The 18,453-nt window shown below is 75.4% G+C and carries 16 protein-coding genes and 2 tRNA genes; 7 read left to right on the top strand and 11 right to left on the bottom strand.

The genetic code is table 11. The features are described 5' to 3' along the window. Window positions 1-79: 79 nt before the first annotated feature. Window positions 80-1,270, top strand: a complete 1,191-nt coding sequence (locus ACFVXH_RS25930) for an MFS transporter (RefSeq protein WP_079272666.1) — start codon at window positions 80-82, stop codon at window positions 1,268-1,270. Here ACFVXH_RS25930 and ACFVXH_RS25935 read toward each other — a convergent pair. The 4 genes from ACFVXH_RS25935 to ACFVXH_RS25950 form a co-directional block, all read right to left on the bottom strand. Further along, window positions 1,267-1,896, bottom strand: a complete 630-nt coding sequence (locus ACFVXH_RS25935; protein WP_049651943.1) for a DJ-1/PfpI family protein — start codon at window positions 1,894-1,896, stop codon at window positions 1,267-1,269. The two genes, ACFVXH_RS25930 and ACFVXH_RS25935, sit on opposite strands and share 4 nt — an antisense overlap. After that, a complete protein-coding gene (locus ACFVXH_RS25940) occupies window positions 1,896-2,867 on the bottom strand; it encodes a GlxA family transcriptional regulator (RefSeq protein WP_049651944.1) in 972 nt (323 codons plus the stop codon). Before ACFVXH_RS25940 ends, ACFVXH_RS25935 begins: the two co-directional genes overlap by 1 nt. A gap of 227 nt (window positions 2,868-3,094) precedes the next feature. Beyond that, window positions 3,095-3,168, bottom strand: a tRNA-Lys gene (locus ACFVXH_RS25945). 74 nt (window positions 3,169-3,242) lie between these two features. Beyond that, window positions 3,243-4,151 (bottom strand): NADP-dependent oxidoreductase, encoded by a 909-nt coding sequence (locus tag ACFVXH_RS25950; protein ID WP_387827532.1) that lies wholly within the window; start codon window positions 4,149-4,151, stop codon window positions 3,243-3,245. Window positions 4,152-4,341: 190 nt separating this feature from the next. Here ACFVXH_RS25950 and ACFVXH_RS25955 point away from each other — a divergent pair, with 190 nt between their 5' ends. Both ACFVXH_RS25955 and pgi read left to right on the top strand, forming a co-directional pair. After that, entirely contained in the window at window positions 4,342-5,925 is a 1,584-nt protein-coding gene (locus tag ACFVXH_RS25955; RefSeq protein ID WP_074005109.1) for a Na+/H+ antiporter, read from the top strand. 174 nt (window positions 5,926-6,099) lie between these two features. Further along, window positions 6,100-7,761, top strand: a complete 1,662-nt coding sequence (gene pgi, locus ACFVXH_RS25960; protein ID WP_387827536.1) for a glucose-6-phosphate isomerase — start codon at window positions 6,100-6,102, stop codon at window positions 7,759-7,761. Window positions 7,762-7,915: 154 nt separating this feature from the next. Here pgi and ACFVXH_RS25965 read toward each other — a convergent pair. The 3 genes from ACFVXH_RS25965 to ACFVXH_RS25975 all read right to left on the bottom strand — a co-directional run bounded on the left by ACFVXH_RS25965 (window position 7,916) and on the right by ACFVXH_RS25975 (window position 9,142). Beyond that, window positions 7,916-7,989: transfer RNA gene (locus tag ACFVXH_RS25965), tRNA-Lys, on the bottom strand. Window positions 7,990-8,057: 68 nt separating this feature from the next. After that, on the bottom strand, window positions 8,058-8,603 hold the full coding sequence (locus ACFVXH_RS25970; RefSeq protein WP_049651953.1) for a bifunctional DNA primase/polymerase: 546 nt from the start codon (window positions 8,601-8,603) through the stop codon (window positions 8,058-8,060). Window positions 8,604-8,788: 185 nt separating this feature from the next. Beyond that, window positions 8,789-9,142 (bottom strand): hypothetical protein, encoded by a 354-nt coding sequence (locus tag ACFVXH_RS25975; protein ID WP_074005111.1) that lies wholly within the window; start codon window positions 9,140-9,142, stop codon window positions 8,789-8,791. 290 nt (window positions 9,143-9,432) lie between these two features. Between ACFVXH_RS25975 and ACFVXH_RS25980 the strand changes: the two genes are divergently transcribed. Then, on the top strand, window positions 9,433-9,759 hold the full coding sequence (locus tag ACFVXH_RS25980) for a hypothetical protein (RefSeq protein WP_387827539.1): 327 nt from the start codon (window positions 9,433-9,435) through the stop codon (window positions 9,757-9,759). Between the two features lie 24 nt (window positions 9,760-9,783). Here the strand turns inward: ACFVXH_RS25980 and ACFVXH_RS25985 are convergent, their stop codons facing one another. Genes ACFVXH_RS25985 through ACFVXH_RS25995 form a run of 3 tightly spaced genes read right to left on the bottom strand, consistent with a single transcriptional unit; the run spans window position 9,784 to window position 13,969 of the window. After that, window positions 9,784-11,145: an AAA family ATPase gene (locus tag ACFVXH_RS25985; protein WP_375877328.1), complete on the bottom strand. Its 1,362-nt coding sequence runs from the start codon at window positions 11,143-11,145 to the stop codon at window positions 9,784-9,786. Then, the gene (locus tag ACFVXH_RS25990; protein ID WP_387827542.1) at window positions 11,145-12,743 is read right to left on the bottom strand and encodes a hypothetical protein; all 1,599 of its coding nucleotides are present in this window, start codon (window positions 12,741-12,743) and stop codon (window positions 11,145-11,147) included. The genes ACFVXH_RS25985 and ACFVXH_RS25990 overlap by 1 nt, the downstream gene beginning before the upstream one ends. After that, complete coding sequence (locus ACFVXH_RS25995; RefSeq protein ID WP_387827545.1) at window positions 12,740-13,969, bottom strand: hypothetical protein; 1,230 nt, start codon at window positions 13,967-13,969, stop codon at window positions 12,740-12,742. The genes ACFVXH_RS25990 and ACFVXH_RS25995 overlap by 4 nt, the downstream gene beginning before the upstream one ends. Before the next feature lie 252 nt (window positions 13,970-14,221). Here ACFVXH_RS25995 and ACFVXH_RS26000 point away from each other — a divergent pair, with 252 nt between their 5' ends. Further along, entirely contained in the window at window positions 14,222-14,878 is a 657-nt protein-coding gene (locus ACFVXH_RS26000) for a histidine phosphatase family protein (RefSeq protein ID WP_074005115.1), read from the top strand. A 55-nt stretch (window positions 14,879-14,933) separates the two neighbouring features. On the opposite strand, the gene ACFVXH_RS26005 is transcribed toward ACFVXH_RS26000, so the two are convergent. Continuing rightward, complete coding sequence (locus ACFVXH_RS26005) at window positions 14,934-16,556, bottom strand: tetratricopeptide repeat protein (RefSeq protein ID WP_375877331.1); 1,623 nt, start codon at window positions 16,554-16,556, stop codon at window positions 14,934-14,936. A 262-nt stretch (window positions 16,557-16,818) separates the two neighbouring features. Here ACFVXH_RS26005 and ACFVXH_RS26010 point away from each other — a divergent pair, with 262 nt between their 5' ends. Together ACFVXH_RS26010 and ACFVXH_RS26015 are read left to right on the top strand one after the other, a co-directional pair. After that, entirely contained in the window at window positions 16,819-17,334 is a 516-nt protein-coding gene (locus ACFVXH_RS26010; RefSeq protein ID WP_310593138.1) for a hypothetical protein, read from the top strand. Window positions 17,335-17,439: 105 nt separating this feature from the next. Next, entirely contained in the window at window positions 17,440-18,345 is a 906-nt protein-coding gene (locus ACFVXH_RS26015) for a spermidine synthase (RefSeq protein WP_049657326.1), read from the top strand. Window positions 18,346-18,453: the final 108 nt, after the last annotated feature.

An 18,453-nucleotide genomic window follows, 5' to 3' on the forward strand; every position in this document is an offset into this window, starting at 1 on the left:
GCCGGCTGATCAGCTGACCCGACCGCCCGCGGGACCGTGCTTGAATCTGACACCGGTGTGAGGTCCAAGCATGGTCCCCATGGCGACCACACAGCTCACCACCCCGGTACCCCCCAAGCCCTTCCCGCTCCCCGCCCTGCTCGCCCTGGCCACCGCCGTCTTCGTCACCGGCCTCACCGAGAACCTGCCCGCCGGGGTGCTGCCCGGGATGAGCGAGGCGCTCGGGGTCAGCGAGTCCGCGGCCGGGCAGACCGTCACCGTCTACGCGATCGGCTCCGCCGTCACCGCGATCCCGCTCAGCGCGGCCACCGCCGGCTGGGGCCGCAAGCGGCTGCTGCTCACCGCGATGGCGGGCTTCGCGGTGGCCAACACCGTCACCGCGGTCTCCACCAACTACCCGCTCACGCTCGCCGCCCGCTTCCTCGCGGGCGTCGCGGCCGGCCTCGCCTGGGCCCTGCTGGCGGGGTACGCGCGCCGGCTGGTGCCGGTCGACCAGCAGGGCCGGGCCATGGCGGTGGCGATGGCGGGCGTGCCGGTCGCGCTGTCGCTGGGAGTGCCGGTCGGCACCTTCCTCGGGCAGGTGCTCGCCTGGTGGGTGCCCTTCCTGGCCATGACGGCACTGGCGGTCGCCGTGATCGGCTGGATCGCGGCACTGCTGCCGGACCAGCCCGGGCAGCCGGCCGGTGAGCGCGTTCCGGTCCGGGACGCGCTCACCGTGCCCGGCGTCCGGCCGGTGCTCACCGTGACGGTGCTCTGGGTGCTCGCGCACACCATCCTGTTCACCTACATCGCGCCCTTCCTGGACCGGGCCGGCCTCGGCGGCGCCACCGGCACCGTGCTGCTGGTCTTCGGGCTGGCCTCGCTGGCGAGCGTCTGGCTGGTCGGCGCCCACATCCACCGCCGGCTGCGGCAGCTGACGATCGGCGGCGCGCTGCTGGTCGCCGTGACCGCGGCCGTCCTCGCGGTGGCGTCCGGCAGCACGCCGCTGGTGTACGCCGCGGCGCTGTTCTGGGGCCTCGGCTGGGGCGGCGCCCCGACCCTGCTCCAGACCGCCCTCGGCGACGCGGGCGGGGAGCGGGCGGACGCCGCCCAGGCCGTCCTGGTGACCCTGTGGAACGCCGCGATGGCGGGCGGCGGCGTGCTCGGCGGCCTGGTCCTGAGCGGCCTGGGCACCGGCGCCCTGCCCTGGACGGTGCTCGCGCTGATGCTCCCCGTCCTCGCCGTGGCCACCGCCGCCCGCCGGCACGCCTTCCCGTCGGTGCGGGGTTAGCCCCGCATCAGCCGGTTCACCTCCTCGACCACCTCGGGGGACGCCTTCGCGAGCGCGCCGGAGTCGTACGGCGGCTGGGGGTCGTACTCGATCAGCAGCTGGATCGCCTGGGCGACGGTGTCCCCGGCGATCCGGCCGGCCAGCGTCAGCGCGAGGTCGATCCCGGCCGAGACCCCGGCGGCGATGGCGTACTTGCCGTCGATGACGACCCGCTCCGTCCCGGTCGGCTCCGCCCCGTACCCGGGCAGCCGGTCGAGGACGCCCCAGTGGGAGGTGGCCCGGCGGCCCTCCAGCAGCCCGGCGGCGCCCAGGATCAGCGAGCCGGAGCAGACCGAGGTGGTCCAGGTGGTGGTCGCGTCGATCCGGCGCACCCAGTCGAGCACGGCCCGGTCCTTCAGCTGGGCCTCCGTCCCGGGCCCGCCGGGCACCAGCAGCAGGTCGGCCGAGTCGACCTCGTCCAGGGCGGCGTCCGCGGTGAGCGCCAGGCTGTGCACGTCGTTGCGGACCGGCCCGCGTTCGGCGGCGGCGAACACCACCTCGGCGCCGGGGAGCCGGGACAGCACCTCGTACGGGCCGACCGCGTCCAGGGTGGTGAACTCGGGGTAGAGCAGGATGGCGATGCGCATCAGTGACCTCCAGTGGGTTCGGGTCGGAAGCGGCGTCGGTACTCGGCGGGCGGGGCGGCCAGGGCCCGGACGAAGGCGCGCCGCATCGCCTCCGGGGTGCCGTAGCCGCAGGAGCGCGCGATCTCCTCGATGCCGTGGTCGGTGTCCTCCAGCAGCCGCCGGGCGGCCTCCAGCCGGACCCCGTCCACGTACCGGCCCGGGGTCACCCCCACCTCGGCGGCGAAGGCCCGGGCGAAGTGCCGCGGCGACAGCGCCGACCGGTCGGCCAGCGCCTCGACCGAGAGGTCGGCCTCCGGGTGCTCGGCGATCCACCGCTGCACCTCGCGCAGCGGCTGCCGGGCCGCCACCTGGGCGGCCAGCTGGGTGCTGAACTGGGCCTGGTTGCCCGGCCGGCGCAGGAAGACCACCAGGTGGCGGGCGACCAGCAGGGCCGTCTCGCGCCCGAGGTCCTCCTCGACCAGGGCCAGCGCCAGGTCGATCCCGGCGGTGACCCCGGCCGAGGTGGCGATCCGCCCGTCCCGGACGTGGATCGGGTCCGGGTCCACCTCGACGTCCGGGAACCGCCGGGCCAGCTCCTCGCCGTAGGCCCAGTGGGTGGTCGCCCGGCGCCCGGCCAGCAGACCGGCCTCGGCGAGCAGGAAGGCCCCGGTGCACACCGACACCACCCGCTCGGCCGCTCCGGCCAGCTCCCGGATCCGCTCCACCAGGGCCGGGTCCGGGCGCCCGGTGTCCATCCCGCCGGGAACCAGCAGGGTGTCCACCGGCCCGACCCCGGCCAGGTCCGCGTCCGGCAGCAGCCGCAGTCCGCTGTGGCTGCGCACCGGCCCGCCGCCGGGGGAGGCGGTGGTGACCCGGTAGGCCGCGGGCTGCCCGGCGGCCCGGCCCGCCCCCGCGAACACCTCCAGGGGGCCGGTCACATCGAGGCTCTGCACGCCCTCGAAGAGGACGATGACCACGCTGTGCGCTCTCATACGGCCAGCCTCCCAACGGGGAGCGGTGGCAGCAATGACCTGCTTCCCACCTTTCCTGCCATCCGGCGCGTGCGGGGGCGAGGGCGGGGGCGCGTGCGGCGGCGCGGGACCGGAGGGGCGCGCGGGCGGACGGCGGGACCCGTACGGGCGTACGGCGGAAACCGCGCGGGCGTACGCCGAAACGCCGGAAGGCCCCCCGCTCTCGCGAAGGGCCTTCCGGCTGTCTGTGCGCCGCCAGGGACTCGAACCCCGGACCCGCTGATTAAGAGTCAGCTGCTCTAACCAACTGAGCTAGCGGCGCCTGCTGACGTGGAGAACATTACCTGGTCAGCGGCTGAAACTCACAATCGGCCCGGGGTGGGGAGCCCGGCGCGCTCACATGGTCAGCACCACCTTGCCCCGGACGTGCCCGGAGCCGACCAGCCGGTGGGCCTGGGCGACCCGCTCGATCGGGAACGACTCCTCGACCTCCAGCCGCAGTGCGCCGGCCTCCCAGAGCTTCACCAGCTCGGCCAGCCGCCCGGCCGTCCGCTCGCCCCGCAGCGCCCGGACGCCCAGCCGCTCGGCGCCCGGGTAGTCGACCACGGTGCCGATCCGGTCCCGGTCGGCGACCAGTTCGACGGAGGCCTCCAGGGCGCCCCGCCCGGCGGCGTCGAAGGCCGCGGTCACCCCCTGCGGCGCCGCCGCCCGGACCCGCTCCACCAGCCCCTCGCCGTACGTGACCGGTTCCGCGCCCAGTTCCCGCAGGTACGCGTGGTTGCGCTCGCTCGCGGTGCCGACCACGGTGGCGCCCCAGGCGCGGGCCAGCTGGACGGCGACCGTGCCGACCCCGCCCGCGGCGCCGTGGACCAGCACGGTGTCGCCCGGGCCGACGCCCAGCTCGGTGAGCGCCAGGTGCGCGGTCTGGCCGGAGGCGGAGAGCGAGCCGGCCTGCTCCCAGGGCATCCCGGCGGGCTTGGCGACCAGCCGGCCGGCGTCGACCACGACCCGGTCGGCCTGGCAGCCCAGCACCCGGAAGCCCAGCACCTCGTCCCCGACCCGCCAGTCGCCGGCGTCCGGACCGAGGGCGTCCACCACCCCGGCGAACTCGTTGCCGAGGACGAACGGCGGCTCGACCGCCAGGCCCGGCGGACGGAACCCCTCCCGGATCGCGAGGTCCACCGGCTGCACCCCGGCCGTGTACACCCGTACCCGTACCTCGCCCGGCCCGGGCTCCGGGTCGGGCACCTCGGCGACCCGTAGGACCTCAGGACCGCCGCTCCCCGTCACGGTGACCGCTTTCATGCCTTTTCCCGCCCCTTCTCGATCCTTCTCGAACCTTCGTGAGCCTTCTTGATCCATCCGTTGTCGACGATCCTCGGGCCTGAAGTGCGCTTGAGGTCAAGCTTTTGTTCAGCGTGTCGACACTGATGGGCGCATTGTCAGATTTATCCTGGACGGCGCTCAGCCGTCCGTCGTCGAGAGGAACCTCCCCGTGGGCCAGCTGCCCCTGTTCTTCCTGGTGCTGCTCGCCTCCGTGGTGACCATGCCGCTCGGTCGGAAGACCGGAGTGCCACAACCGGTGCTGATGACCCTGCTCGGCATCGTCATGGCGCTCGTCCCGCAGATCCCGGACGTCAGCATCGAACCCGAGCTGATCCTCCCGCTGGTCCTGCCGCCGCTGATCTTCGCGGTGGCCCGGCGCTCCTCGGTGCGCTACTTCAAGGCCAACGCCCGCTCGATCCTGCTGCTGGCGATCGGCCTGGTGGTGGTCACCACGGTCGCCGTGGCCGGTGCCGTGCACTGGCTGCTGCCCGCCCTGCCGCTGGCCGCCGCCATCGCGGTCGGCGCGCTGGTCTCCCCGCCCGACCCGGTCGCCGCCGTCGCGGTGGCCGGCAGCGTCGGGCTGCCCCGCCGCCTGGTGGCGATCCTGGAGAGCGAGGGGCTGTTCAACGACGTCACCGCGATCGTCATCTACTCGCTGTCCATCGAGGCCATGGTCAGCGGCGACTTCTCGGGCGGCGACGCGGTGCTGCGCTTCGTGCTGTCCGCGGTGCTGGCCGTGGTGGTCGGCGTCGCGCTCGGCTGGGTCAACACCAAGCTCGCCGAGCGCCTGGACGACCCGACCCAGCAGGTCGCGCTCAACCTGCTGGTGCCCTTCGCCGCGTACACCCTGGCCGAGGAGATCCACGGCTCCGGCGTGCTCGCCGTCGTGGTCTGCGCGCTCTACCTCGCCGAGCGCGCCTCCGACGCGGACGCCGTCGCCTACCGGCTGGTCGGCAACGCCTTCTGGGAGGTGGTCGAGATCCTGATCACCGGCGTCGCCTTCGGACTGATCGGCCTGGAGCTGGCCACCGTGCTCAAGGAGGCCGGCCGCGGCTGGACCGGCTTCATCGGCGACGCCGCCGTGGTCATCGCGGTGGTCGTGGCGGTCCGGCTGCTCTGGCTGCTGCCGGCCGGCTGGCTGTCGAAGCGGCTGCGCTCCGGCGACGAGGAGGACACGCCGTTCAGCTGGAAGGAGAGCGTGATCCTCTGGTGGTCCGGCATGCGCGGCGTGGCCACCGTCGCCCTGGCGCTCGCCATCCCGCTCACCCTGCACTCCGGCGAGGACTTCCCCGAGCGCGGCCGACTGGTCTTCATCGCCTTCAGCGTGGTGCTCTTCACCCTGTTGGTGCAGGGCCTCACCCTGCCCTGGCTGGCCAAGCGGTTCGAGCTGGACATCGACCAGGACAAGCACGAGCAGGCGGTGCGCCAGCTCTGGTGGCGGGCCGCCAAGGCCGGGCTCAACCGGCTCGGCGAACTGGAGGAGCAGGACCGGCTGCCCGCCGAGGTCGCCGACCGCCTGCGGGACCGTCAGCACGACCGGCTGGCCCGGCTCTGCCCGGAGAACTACGCCGAGGAGGAGGCCGCCGAGGCCAAGCTGCGGATGGCCCAGTGGCGGGCCGCCCGGGACGTCGAGCAGGAGATGATCGCCGCCTCCCGCCGCGAGATGCTCGCCGCCCGCAGCGAGCCCGGCGCCGATCCGGAGCTGGTCGACGAGGTGCTGCGCGGACTCGACCTGCGCTCCGAACGGAAGTGACGGGGCGGCAGTCGGGGCCGGGCGGAATGCGCACGACCGGCCCCGGGGTTGCATAGGCTGAACCCGGGCAGGCCGTCAACGGAGTCGGCGCACCACCAGTACCCGCACGACCTCGGCGAACCCTCACGCCTGGCCCTGCCGGTTTCTGCACCCAGATGAATCGAGGACCCACCGATGTCGGAGACCCGCGCCGACGCCCGCACCCCGCTCGACCGCACCCCGCAGTGGGCCGCCCTGGCCAAGCACCGGACCGAACTGGGCGCCACCCACCTGCGCGAGCTGTTCGCCGCCGACCCGGAGCGCGGCCGCCGCTACACCCTCCAGGTCGGCGACCTGCACGTGGACTACGCCAAGCACCTGGTCACCGACGAGACGCTGGGACTGCTGCGCGAGCTGGCCGCCGCCACCGGTGTCGCCGAGCTGCGGGACGCGATGTTCCGCGGCGAGAAGATCAACAACACCGAGCACCGGGCGGTCCTGCATACGGCGCTGCGCGCCCCGCGCGGCGCCGTGGTCGAGGTCGACGGCGAGAACGTGGTGCCCGCGGTGCACGCCGTCCTCGACAAGATGGCCGCCTTCGCCGACCGGGTCCGCAGCGGCGAGTGGAAGGGCCACACCGGCAAGCCGATCCGCACCGTCGTCAACATCGGCATCGGCGGCTCCGACCTCGGCCCGGCGATGGCCTACGAGGTGCTCCGCTCGTACAGCAAGCGCGACCTCGACGTCCGCTTCGTCTCCAACGTGGACGGCGCCGACCTGCACGAGGCGGTCCGCGACCTCGACCCGGCCGAGACGCTGTTCATCGTCGCCTCGAAGACCTTCACCACCATCGAGACCATCACCAACGCGGTCTCCGCCCGGGACTGGCTGCTCGGCGGCCTGGACGCCGGCACCGAGGCGGTGGCCAAGCACTTCGTCGCGCTGTCCACCAACGCCCGGGGCGTGCAGGACTTCGGCATCGACACGGCCAACATGTTCGAGTTCTGGGACTGGGTGGGCGGCCGCTACTCCTACGACTCGGCGATCGGCCTCTCGCTGATGACCGCCATCGGCCCGGACGCCTTCCGCGAGATGCTGGACGGCTTCCACCTGGTCGACGAGCACTTCCGCACCGCCCCGCCGGAGCAGAACGTCCCGCTGCTGCTCGGCCTGCTCGGCGTCTGGTACGGCGCGTTCTTCGACGCCCAGGCGCACGCGGTGCTGCCCTACTCGCACTACCTGTCCAAGTTCACCGCGTACCTCCAGCAGCTGGACATGGAGTCCAACGGCAAGTCGGTGACCCGCGACGGCACCCCGGTGGACTGGCAGACCGGCCCGGTGGTCTGGGGCACCCCCGGCACCAACGGCCAGCACGCCTACTACCAGCTGCTGCACCAGGGCACCAAGGTCATCCCGGCCGACTTCATCGGCTTCGCCAAGCCGGTCGCCGACCTGCCCGCCGGCCTGGTCGCCCAGCACGACCTGCTGCTGGCCAACTTCTTCGCCCAGACCCAGGCGCTGGCCTTCGGCAAGACCCCGGAGGAGGTCGCGGCCGAGGGCGTGCCCGCCGAGCTCGTCCCGCACAAGACCTTCCAGGGCAACCACCCGACCACCACCCTCCTGGCCGGTGAGCTCACGCCCTCGGTGCTCGGCCAGCTGGTCGCCCTCTACGAGCACAAGGTGTTCGTCCAGGGCGCGATCTGGAACATCGACTCCTTCGACCAGTGGGGCGTCGAGCTGGGCAAGGTGCTCGCCAAGCGGATCGAGCCGGTGCTGCTCACCGGCGAGGGCACCGAGCAGCTGGACAGCTCCACCGCCGAGCTGGTCGCCCGCTACCGCGTGCTGCGCGGCCGCTGAGCCCGTCGTCCCGGGCCGTCCGCTCCGGCGGGCGGCCCGGGACGCTCCTCCGGCCGTGGAAACCCGGAACGCCGGAAACCCGGAACGCCGGAGCGTTGAGACGCCGAAACGCCGGAAGGCCCTTCGCTCTCGCGAAGGGCCTTCCGGCTGTCTGTGCGCCGCCAGGGACTCGAACCCCGGACCCGCTGATTAAGAGTCAGCTGCTCTAACCAACTGAGCTAGCGGCGCCTGCTGACAAAGAAGACTCTAGCAGCGCCGTGCGGCCGAGCCAAAATCGAATAACGGCCGCCCCGCGTTCACCCCCCGGTCACGACGGCCGCCCCGGCGGGAACCGGCGCGCCCGGCTCGCGCGCCGCCCGGACGCAGGCCCACAGCACCACCGCGGCGCCGGGCAGCCGGGGGTCGCGCCGCTCCGGCGCGACGATCCACCGGCCGGCGCCCTGCCCGGGGGAGTCCGGGCTGTTCACCATCCGCTGCAGGGGCGGCACGGTCACCGCGTCCCCCTTGCCGTGGCACAGCAGCGGCGGCACGTCCCGGGCCCACTCCTCCCAGGCCAGCAGCCGGCGCAGCCGGGGCGCCGCGCCCGGCTGGACGAACAGCAGCAGCCGCCCCCGGTGGACGGCCACCGGCCCGCAGCCAGGCCCGGACGCCCACAGCTCGTCCAGCACCCGGCGGCCGAACAGCGCCGGCATGCTGATCACGTCGAAGGCGCGCCCGCAGGGCAGTACCGAGGGCGCCCAGGGGCGGCTCTCCCACAGGGCGCGCATGCTGCGCGGGTACTCGCTGGCGGAAGCGAGCCAGGCCTCCCCGGCCGCGCCGACGCACTCCACCGACGGGTGCATCACCGACGGGTACGACACCGACTGCTGCGTCACCGATTGCTGCGTCCAGATCTCCACGGAGAGCAGCCTGTGCGGCGCACGCCCCCGGTGCGACGGAAAGCGCGGTTCGCCGGACAGCGCGGCGGGGGACGGCGTACCCTTCCCCGCCGCGCATATGCCAGGGGCCCGTGTCCGGCCGCGGGCGCTCAGTCCTCGTGCCGGCGCGGCTGGAGCAGGGTGCGGCCGTACTCGATCATCTTCGCGGCGTAGTCCGGGGTCCAGTCCGCCCGCCGGGCGACCTCGGCGTCGGACAGCGCGTCGAACCGGCGCGGGTCGGCGAGCTGCGCGGCGGCGACCGCCTGGAAGTCCGTGGCCCGCTCGGCGGCGGCCCGGAAGGCCAGGGCCAGCTCCGTGGAGCGGCGCAGCAGCTCCGCCGGGTCCTCGATCGACTCCAGGTCGAAGAATCGTTCCGGCTCGGGTTCGGCGGACTGCGGCTCGAACAGCAGCTGCACCGGACGCAGGCGCCTGGTGGGCTCGGACGACTCTGGGGAGTCGGGCATGGACGGACACCTCCGGGTTTCGGGTGGGGGTGGGGGAAATCTGCTCCGGGCTGCGCCGCCCGGTCGTGGCCGCCGTCCATTGTCTCGCGGCGGGGGCCCGTAGCGGAACGGTGCGCACGCGAGCGCTATTCCCCGGCGCACGCCGGGCGCGCGACTCGTGCGCCGCGCTTCCGGATCGCATGCGAACCGGTTGTCCGGGTGCGCCCGGTGCACCCGGTGCGCCCGGGCTGCCCGACGAAGCCGAGGCAGCCGACGAAGCCGATGAAGCCGACGAACCGGAGAGAACCCCCATGCGTGTGAGAAGAGGCCTGACGGCCCTCGCCCTGTCCGTCCTGTCCCTGCTGGGCGCCCTGCTCGCGGTCGCCGCCTCCGTCGCCCCGCCCGCCGCGGCCGCCGAGACGGCGCTGGTGGTCACCGGGGAACCGAGCGCCCCCGGCGGCGCCTCGACGGCGACCTGCCCGGCCGGCACCCACCTGACCGGCGGCGGCTACCGGCTCCAGCCCGACGCGGACGGTCCGGTACGCGCCGACGGCCCCACCGCCGACGCGCGCGGCTGGAGCGCGCGGGCGGAGCGGGGGTCGGTGGTGGCCTACGCCGTCTGCGAGACCGAGGACTGACCCCGGCGGCCGGCCGGACGGGCCTCAGCGCAGGTGGACCCGGTGGCGGCTCAGGTGCTCCAGCACCTGGTGGTTGGCCTCCCAGCCGTCCGGAAAGGCCACCGGGACGCCCAGCTGCACCGGCTCGGTCGCGGGGTGCTCGTCCAGCAGCTCGGCGATCCCGGCCCGGGCCACCACGATGCAGGCGTGCCGGTGCCGGGAGGCGAGCACGCAGAGCCGGCCGGTCTCCAGGTGGAAGGCGGTCGCGTCGGGGCGCCCGGAGAGCGGGTGCAGCACCACGGTGACGTCGTACTCGCGGCCCTGCAGGCGGTTGGCGGTGTCCACCGTGACGGCCGGACCGGCCGCGCCGTCCACCGGCACGCCCGCCTTGAGCAGGGCCGCGCGCACGGCCGCCGCCTGGTCCCGGTGGGCGGTGCCGACGGCGACCCGGTCCGCGGTGAGCGGGGCCTCGCCCTGCTCGGAGTGGGCGGTCAGCCCCCGCTCCAGCAGCCGGCGGACGGTGGCCGCGACGGCCGCCACGGCCTGCGGGTCGGTCCGTACGGTGTGCCGGGCGGGCAGTTCCAGCAGGGCCCAGCCGTGCTCGGCGGCCCGGTCGATCACCGCGTCCAGCGCCGAGCCGTCCGGGCGGACGGCGGCCGTCAGCCGGCGGTCGTCCGGGCCGGTGCCGGAGCGGAACGGCGTGTACGGGTAGAAGGCCCGCGAGATCAGCGGCGCGGCGCTGGCGGGCAGCCGCCAGGAGACCGGCAGCCGGTGCGGCTCGATCTCCGGGTTGTGCGCCAGCATGGTGACCACCGCGCTGCCGGACGGGTCGTACGACAGCCCGGCCCACTGCTCGGTGCCGACCACGGTGAACGGGTCCAGCTGGCCCGGGTCGCCGACGAACAGCGCCCGCTCGAACAGCCGGGCCACCGCGAGCAGGGCGTCCGAGCGCATCTGGTACGCCTCGTCGACGATCGCGTGCCGCCAGGGCGCCTCCGTCCGCACCCACTGCCACTTGGCCGAGGTGGAGATCACCACGTCGTGCTCGACCAGGTCGGCGACCTTGTCGGAGGGCGTGACGTTGGCGTGCTTCAGCACCTCCGGGCCGGGCCGGGAGTCCGCGGCGTGCAGCCGGCCGATCGTCAACTCCGGTGCCTTCTCGGCCAGTCGGCCCACCAGGTCGTCCACCTGGCCGTTGGTCTGGGCGACGATCATCAGCCGCTCGCCGGCGCCGACCAGCTCGCGGGCGGCCCGCACCACGAGCGTCGACTTCCCGGCGCCGGGCGGGGAGTCCACCACCACGCCGCGCGGGGCGCCGGCCGGCGGACGGACGGTGGCCGCCAGGATCCGGGCCACCGCGGCGTCGGCGGCCGCGCCCGGGGCCTGCTCGGGGATCGAGGCGGTCATCACTCCCACTCCTCGGAGACGGACGGGGCGGGTACGGGCGCGGCGCCGGGCGGGCCGCCGTGGGTCCAGGGGGTGTCGTCCGGCTCGGGCAGCGGCGCGGACTGGCGCACCGTCAGCTCGAACAGGGTGAAGGTGACCGGCTCGCCGGGCTCGGGCAGGCTGCCCGGCTCCGGCTCCTTCCTGCGGCCCATGCCGGAGAGCACCCGCAGGGTGAGGGTGCCCTCGGCGGTGTCCACCGCGACGATCTCGGCCTTCTGCGGGCTCGGGCCGTGCACCCGGTGCACCTCCCGGCCGAGGTCCGCGTGCGGGCGGTCGGCGGTGCGCAGGGTGACCAGCGGGCGCGGCTTGGGGGAGCGGCCGGTGGTGTCCCAGTCCGGCACCACCTCCGTCACCACACCGCTGAACGCCTCGCCGGACAGCCGGTGCTCGGCCATCGCCAGCGGGTCGTCCAGCGCCTCCTGGACGTCCAGGCGGGCCTGCTCGCGCTCGCGCTGGGCGAGCTTGCGGGCGGCGGTGACGGCGTCGTCCTGCCGGGGCTGCGGCGGCTCGCCGGCCGCCAGCCGGTCCCGGTGGCCGGTGTAGGACCAGCGGTCGCCCGTCCAGCGCTCCGCCAGGTGACCGGCCGGCGGCAGGGCGCGCAGCAGGTCCAGGCCCTGCCAGACGTCCCGCCAGGTGGGCAGCAGGACCGACGCCAGCGCCTCCTCCAGCGCCGTCACCGCCGCCCGCACGGCCGTCCGGGCGCGCGCGGCGGCGGCCTCGTCGCGCTGCTCGGCGCTGTGCTGCAGGGCGCCCACGGCGGAGTCGTAGCGGGTGATCGCCGGGGCCAGCACGAACTCGTCGAAGCGCGGGTCGGTGGCCGGGCCGGCCGGCGGGTGCAGCAGCTGCCCCCGGTCGTCCCGGGCGGACTCGGCCAGCTCGGCCGCCCGCGCGCCGGTCAGGCCGTCCGGCGGGCGGTGCCAGGCGAGCCGGGCCGCCAGGTGCTGGTCCTCCAGGTGGCTGTGGCCGGTCGCCCAGTGCCGGGCCAGCAGGCCGGTCATCGGCAGCAGCAGCGAGGAGCCGGGCACCTGGGCGCGGTCGGTGAGGTGGGTCAGCCAGCGGCCGAGCAGCGGCACCCGGACCGGCGCCGGGTACGGGCCCGGCTCCTCGTCCTCGGCGGTGCGGCGGAAGCGGGTCGAGCGGCCGATCAGGGCGAGGTGGTGCACGCCCGCGCCGTTCGGCACCACCAGCTGCGGGGCGTCCGCGCACAGCTCGCGGAACACCTGGGTCTTCTCGCCGGTCTCCGGGTCCTTCTCGGAGCCCTCGATCTGCTCGACGTCCTCGGCGAAGGACTCCAGGTAGGGCAGCAGGTCGGCGGCCAGCTCGGCCAGGAAGTCGAACCGCAGGGTGCGGTTGAGCGGCTGCGGCACCAGGTGCAGCCGGGGCGCGTCCCGGTCGGTGCCGAGCATCACCGCGAGCGGCGCGCCGGACTCGCCGGCGGCCGTCAGCGGGACCAGCACCATCGGGCGGTCGGACAGGTGCCGGTGGCGGACGGTGGCCAGCGGCTCGGCCCGGCCGCTGCGGACGGCCTCCAGCCGGGCGAGGGTGGTGAGCAGGCTCATGCGCGAGCCCCTTGGGTTTCCGCCCCCACGGCGCCGGCGCCCAGGGCTTCGGCGCGCAGGGCGGCCGCGTAGGCCAGGCGCTCGGCGGCGTCGTCCGCGCCGTCCAGGTCCTCGCTCTTGGTGCCGGCGGCGGCCAGCGCCTCGGCGACCGTACGGATGCTGCCCAGCTCGCCGCGCACGCCCCGGCCGAGCTGCTCGACCCGGTCGTCGCAGCGGGCCCGGGCGCGGCAGTGGAAGCCGAGTTCGCAGGTGGAGAGGCAGTCCGGGCTGTAGGCGGCGGGCACCGCCTCGACCGAGGCGGCCAGCTGTTCGGTGGTCCGGGCCGGCGCGCCGTCCTCGTCGGCGGCCAGGTCGAAGTCGGCGTCCGCCGGCAGCGCCGCCAGCAGCCGGCCGATGCCGGTCATCCGGCCCAGCTGGCGGCGGGTGGTGGCCAGTTCGCGGCGGACGTCCACGGCGACCGCGGTCGGCCGGTTGCCGAAGTCCTTCGGGCAGACCAGCAGCACGCTGGTGCGCGGGCTGCCCGGCAGCCGCTGCTCGGTGTACGGGTCCTCGGCGAGCGGCCGCCCGGCCGCCGCGGCGGCGAGCCGCTGGAGCGCCAGCACGTACACGGCGGCCTGCCGGGCGGCGGCGCCGACCTTGGCCGGGTCCGCGCCGCCGTCCAGCACCGGGAAGGACTTGATCTCGACCACGGTGCACCGCCCGCCGTGCACCACCAGCGCGTCCGGCTCCAGGTAGGCGGTGCTGCCGGCCACCCCCAGGCGCAGCATCGGGTGGTCCAGCAGCGTCCAGGCCTCCGGGTCGGCGGCGGCCAGGGCCAGCGCCTCGGCCGTCCGGTCGGCGCGCACGGCCGGGCCCGAGCGGTGCAGCAGGTCCGGCACCAGGAGCGGGGCGTGGCCGTCCACCGGGAGGCCCAGGTGGTGGCGGAGCGGCTCCAGCAGCGGGGCGTAGCCGTCGGCCTTCAGCCGGGACTCGAAGATCACGCCGCGGGCGATGGCGAAGGGGGACTGCCCGAAGGGGGCCGGGCGGCCGAGCCGGGCCGCCAACACCGACTTGTCCACCCCGGCCGCGTCGAGCACGGCGCGGCGGTGGCAGCCCGGGTTGGCGGCCAGCGCGGCGAGGGAGCGGGCGTTCAGACTGCGCTGCGGGGCCGGTCCGCGCAGCTCCGCGAGCCGCTGGGCGAGCGGCTCAGCGGGCCCGCGCGGCGGGACGTTCGTCGAGACGTTCATGGTGCGGCCCAGTGTCGCATCCGGGTCCGACAACGCGGTGCGGACCGGCCGTTGGAGAGGCGGTCCGCGGCCGGAACCGGACGTCCGCCGCCCCCGGTCCGCGGCCGGAACCGGACGCCCGCCGCCCCCGGTCCGCGGCCGCCGGGACGGGCCCCTCGATCGTGGTCGCCGCCCGGGTGGGGGATCATGGAGCCCGGTGCTCAATGGTGAGACCGACCGACCGTTGCCACCGCCCCGTCGCTAGGAGTCCCCATGCCCGCCCGCATCGTGCTGGTCCGCCACGGCGAGACCGAGTGGTCCGCCACCGGCCGCCACACCGGCCGCACCGACATCCCGCTGACCGAGGAGGGCCGGGCGATGGCCCGGGCCCTCGGCGCCCGCCTCGCCAAGGCCCCCTGGAACGGGCTGCCGGACGCGCTCGTCTACACCAGCCCGCTCGGCCGGGCCAAGGAGACCTGCGAGCTGGCCGGCTTCGGCGACCGCGCGGTGGAGCGTCCGGAGCTGATGGAGTGGGACTACGGCCGGTACGAGGGCCGCACCGGCGCGGACATCCGCTCCAGCGACCAGCCCGGCTGGCTGATCTGGCGCGACGGGGTGCCCGGCGGCGAGAAGCTCTCCGAGGTGGCCGCCCGGGTGGACGCCTTCCTGGCCGGCCTCAACGAGGAGCACGGCGTCCCCGCCCCGGACACCACCGTGATGCACTGCGCCGACCGGGACGTGATCCTGTTCGCCCACGGCCACCTGCTGCGCATCCTCACCGCCCGCTGGCTGGGCCTGCCGCCCGAGTACGCCCAGCGGTTCAAGCTCGGTACGGCCGCGCTGTGCGTGCTGTCCTGGGAGTACGGCGCCCCGGCGGTGGAGGTCTGGAACGACCTGTCCCACCTGGAGGGCCTGGCCGCCGGGCACTGAGCCGGCTGTGCCGGGCGGCTCCGGGACCCGTCGCGGCCAAGCCCGGCGGCGGGGCTCAGGCGGCCGCCGCCCGGTCGTAGTCGGTCAGGAACCGGCGCACCTCGGGCACCGCGACGTGCGGGCGCAGCCGCCCGGCGGTGTCCGCGAGCATGCTCCGGATCCGGGCCGAGCGGACGGCGCCGAACAGCGCGACGGCGGCCGAGCCGTGGTGCGCCGCCCCCGCCAGGTCCCCGCGGCCGAGCCGGTCGTGGGCCAGCTCGGCGGTGTACAGCACCCGGTTGCGGACGAAGTGCGGCTTCTGGAGCGCTATCGCCAGCCCGGCCTGCTCGCTGGCGCGGTCCCAGTCGCCGAGCGCCGACCAGCACTGCGACTGGAGGCCGGCGATCTCGGCCTCGCCGAAGAAGGACATCCACTCCGGGTCCCGCCCGCCGGGGCCCCGGTCGAAGAGGGCGTACGCCCGGCCGAGCGCGCGCTCGCAGGAGACGCGGTCCTGGAGCAGCGCCCAGGCGCCGGCCTCGCGCATGGCCAGCAGGGCGAGCAGCCGCTCGGAGCCCAGGCCCCGGGCGGCGACCTGCCCGGCCTGGGCGGCGCGCAGCGCCTCGCGCGGGCGGCCGGCGTCCCGGGCCAGGAAGGCGCTGTTGCAGAAGACGTGCGCCTCCAGGGCGGAGTCCCCGGCCATCCGGGCGGTGGCGAGCGCCTCGGAGTAGAACGAGCGGGCGTCCGCGAGCCGGTTCGAGTCGTGGGCCAACCAGCCGACGGAGATGGCGAGTTCGCCCGCCCCGGTCTGCAGCCGGCGTTCCGTCTCCGGGCTGTACTCGCACTCGTTGAGCAGCACGTACGCGTTGCGCAGCGACCGCCCGGCGAGCTCGTACAGGGCGTCGGCGCCGTGCGCGTCGTCGGCCAGCCGGATCTCCCGGACGGCCTGTTCCACGCCGAGCACCTCGGCGGCGCCGACCCGGCGCAGCGGCCCCACCGGCCCGGGCCGGCCGGGCACCAGCGGTTCGCCGCCGAGCAGCGACGGCGCGGTGAACTCCGCACCGGGGAAGGCGCCTTGGCCGGCGAGCGCACCGGGGGCGCCGTCGGCGCCGGCCTGCCGGCCGGCCGCCGAGGCCGGTCGGTCGATGCCGATCACGGAGGCCAGCGCGGTGGTGCCGCCGGCCAGGAACGTACGGCGACGCACGTCGTCGTTCTCCTCGTCGAGATTGGGCGATCCATCGGGCCCCCTGGGCACCGTCCCGCGGCTCGGCCACGGGGGCCCGTCCGGTGCGGCTGGATCCGTGTACGGCGAGGCAGCGTACGGGAGTTGAGTGGAGAGAGGTGAGCGCGGGGCGGGCGGGGGCGGGAACGTCGGGTGGAGCGGAGGGGGTTCGTTCCACCCGACGGACCGGTCCGCCGGGCGGCGGCGGACGGAGGTCCGGGGGGCGAAGCCGAGGTCGGTGAGCGCGCGGTCCGGCCACATGTGCCGGAACACCCGCTCGTAGGCGTAGTTGGGGCAGCGGATCTCACCGGACTCGACCCGCCCGACGTACCGGGCGTCGCAGGACACGTGCTCGCCGATCTCGCGGGCGGCCCTGCGGACGGCCGTGGCGAACTCGCCGGGAGAGCGGTCGCCGCGCAGTGCGCGCATCACGGCGTTGGGGGACGGACGGTTCGGCTCGGCCGGTGGGGTGGCTGCCATGGCGCCGAGAGTACTCGGAGTCACCGAGCGAACACATTCGGTTGGTGGGACATTTCGTGTCAATCCCGGGTAAAAAGGGCGATGTTGCGGGGTATCCGCCATGAAATGCCATGCCTTGCTGTAATGCGCCCCGTGGCCTGCGCCACGACCCCCGCGTTGTCCTGGTACGAGGAAGAAGCCCACGCCGTCGCCCGGCCCGTCCCAGCCGGGTGGCCCCTCCCAACGGCTGTGCTTCCGGACCCGACGAGGTACAGGAGAGCCCATGATGGCCACCGGACTGCCGCAGTACCGACCCGTCCCCGGGGGAGTGCTCGCCGGCGCGGCCCCCGCCCTGCTCCCCGAACCCGCCGACGACCGGCTCTCCGGCCGGGGACCGGTCGAAGGCGGCCGCCTCCCCCGCGGCGGCCACCGGCGCGAGCGCACCGTCCCCGAGGAGGGCGCCGTCGTCAGCGCCTGCGACACCGTGACCGTCGCCCTGCGGCACGGCCTGGAGGCCGTCGACATCCTGAGACTGCGCCGCGCCTGCGGAGTCGTCCTGCAGAGCCGCAACGGCAGCACCGTCTCCTTCCTCGTCCCGGCCGGCACCTGGGAGACCTGGCACCTGCCCGGCAGCTCCTGTACCGCGGGCGCCCTGCTGCCCGCCGCCACCGACCCGCGCTGGGTGATCCCGCCCTCCGGCACCGGCCGCACCGCCCGCCCCACCGACGCCTGGGTCCTCCGATCCGCCCTCTGCGAGGCCGCCTGCACACTCACCGCGGGCGGCCTCGGCCCGTTCTAGCGGGCGTGCCGCGCGGACCCCGCCGGGCCAGTCGACCTCCGGCCGGGCCCCCGTGGCACGCCCCTGACCAGCGGACGTCCCCCGGCGGCGGCGATAATGGCCGCCATGGGACGAAGCAGCAGAGCCGCACGCGGACCGGAACCCGAGGCCACCACCGGACCGGGCGGACGCACCCACGCCCAGGGCCCGCTCAGCCGCCCCGTCGGCTCCGGCCTCGCCGAGCTGCGCCCCGACCGCGACCGCCCCGCCGCCTGGTCGCTGCTGATCGACGGCGCCCCGCAGTCCCTCGTCGACCTCGCCGACCCCACCCGCCTCGGCTTCGAGTACCAGCGCCGGCTCGGCCACCTGATCGACCTGGTCGCCCCGCCCGGCCGCCCGCTCACCGTCCTGCACCTCGGCGGCGGCGCCCTCACCCTCGCCCGCTACACCGCCGCGACCCGGCCGCGCTCCCGCCAGCAGGTCGCCGAGATCGACACCGCGCTCACCGAACTCGTCCGCGCCGAACTCCCCCTGGAACGCGGCTGGCAGATCAAGGTGCGCGGCGCGGACGCCCGCGGCGTGCTGGAACGCACCCCCGAGGACAGCGTCGACCTGGTGATCACCGACGTCTTCTCCGGGGCCCGCACCCCGGCCCACTGCACCACCGTCGAGTTCACCACCCTCGCCGCCCGCGCCCTCGCCCCCGGCGGCTGGTACGCCGCCAACATCGCCGACGGCGGCGCCCTGCCCTTCGCCCGCTCCCAGGTCGCCACCCTCGCCGCGGTCTTCCCCGAGCTCTGCCTGATCGCCGACCCCGCCGTGCTGCGCGGCAAGCGCTTCGGCAACCTCGTCCTGGCCGCCGCCCACACCCCGCTGCCGATCGCCGAACTCACCCGCCGCGCCGCCTCCGACCCCGCCCACGCCCGGGTCGAACACGGCCGCGCCCTCACCGACTTCGCGGCCGGCGCCGTCCCGGCGACGGACGCCACGGCGGCCCCGTCCCCGGAACCGCCGCCGGGGGTGTTCCGCTGACGGGCCGCTCGTCGCGGTAGGGGGTTCGGCGGTCCTGTGGGTGCTTCTCCGCACCGCTTCTCCGCACCCGCTCCGTCGGCCGTAAAACCGTTTGCCGACGACCGAGTC

This window comes from Kitasatospora sp. NPDC058184 (genome assembly GCF_042883725.1).
Classification (GTDB): Bacteria; Actinomycetota; Actinomycetes; order Streptomycetales; family Streptomycetaceae; genus Kitasatospora.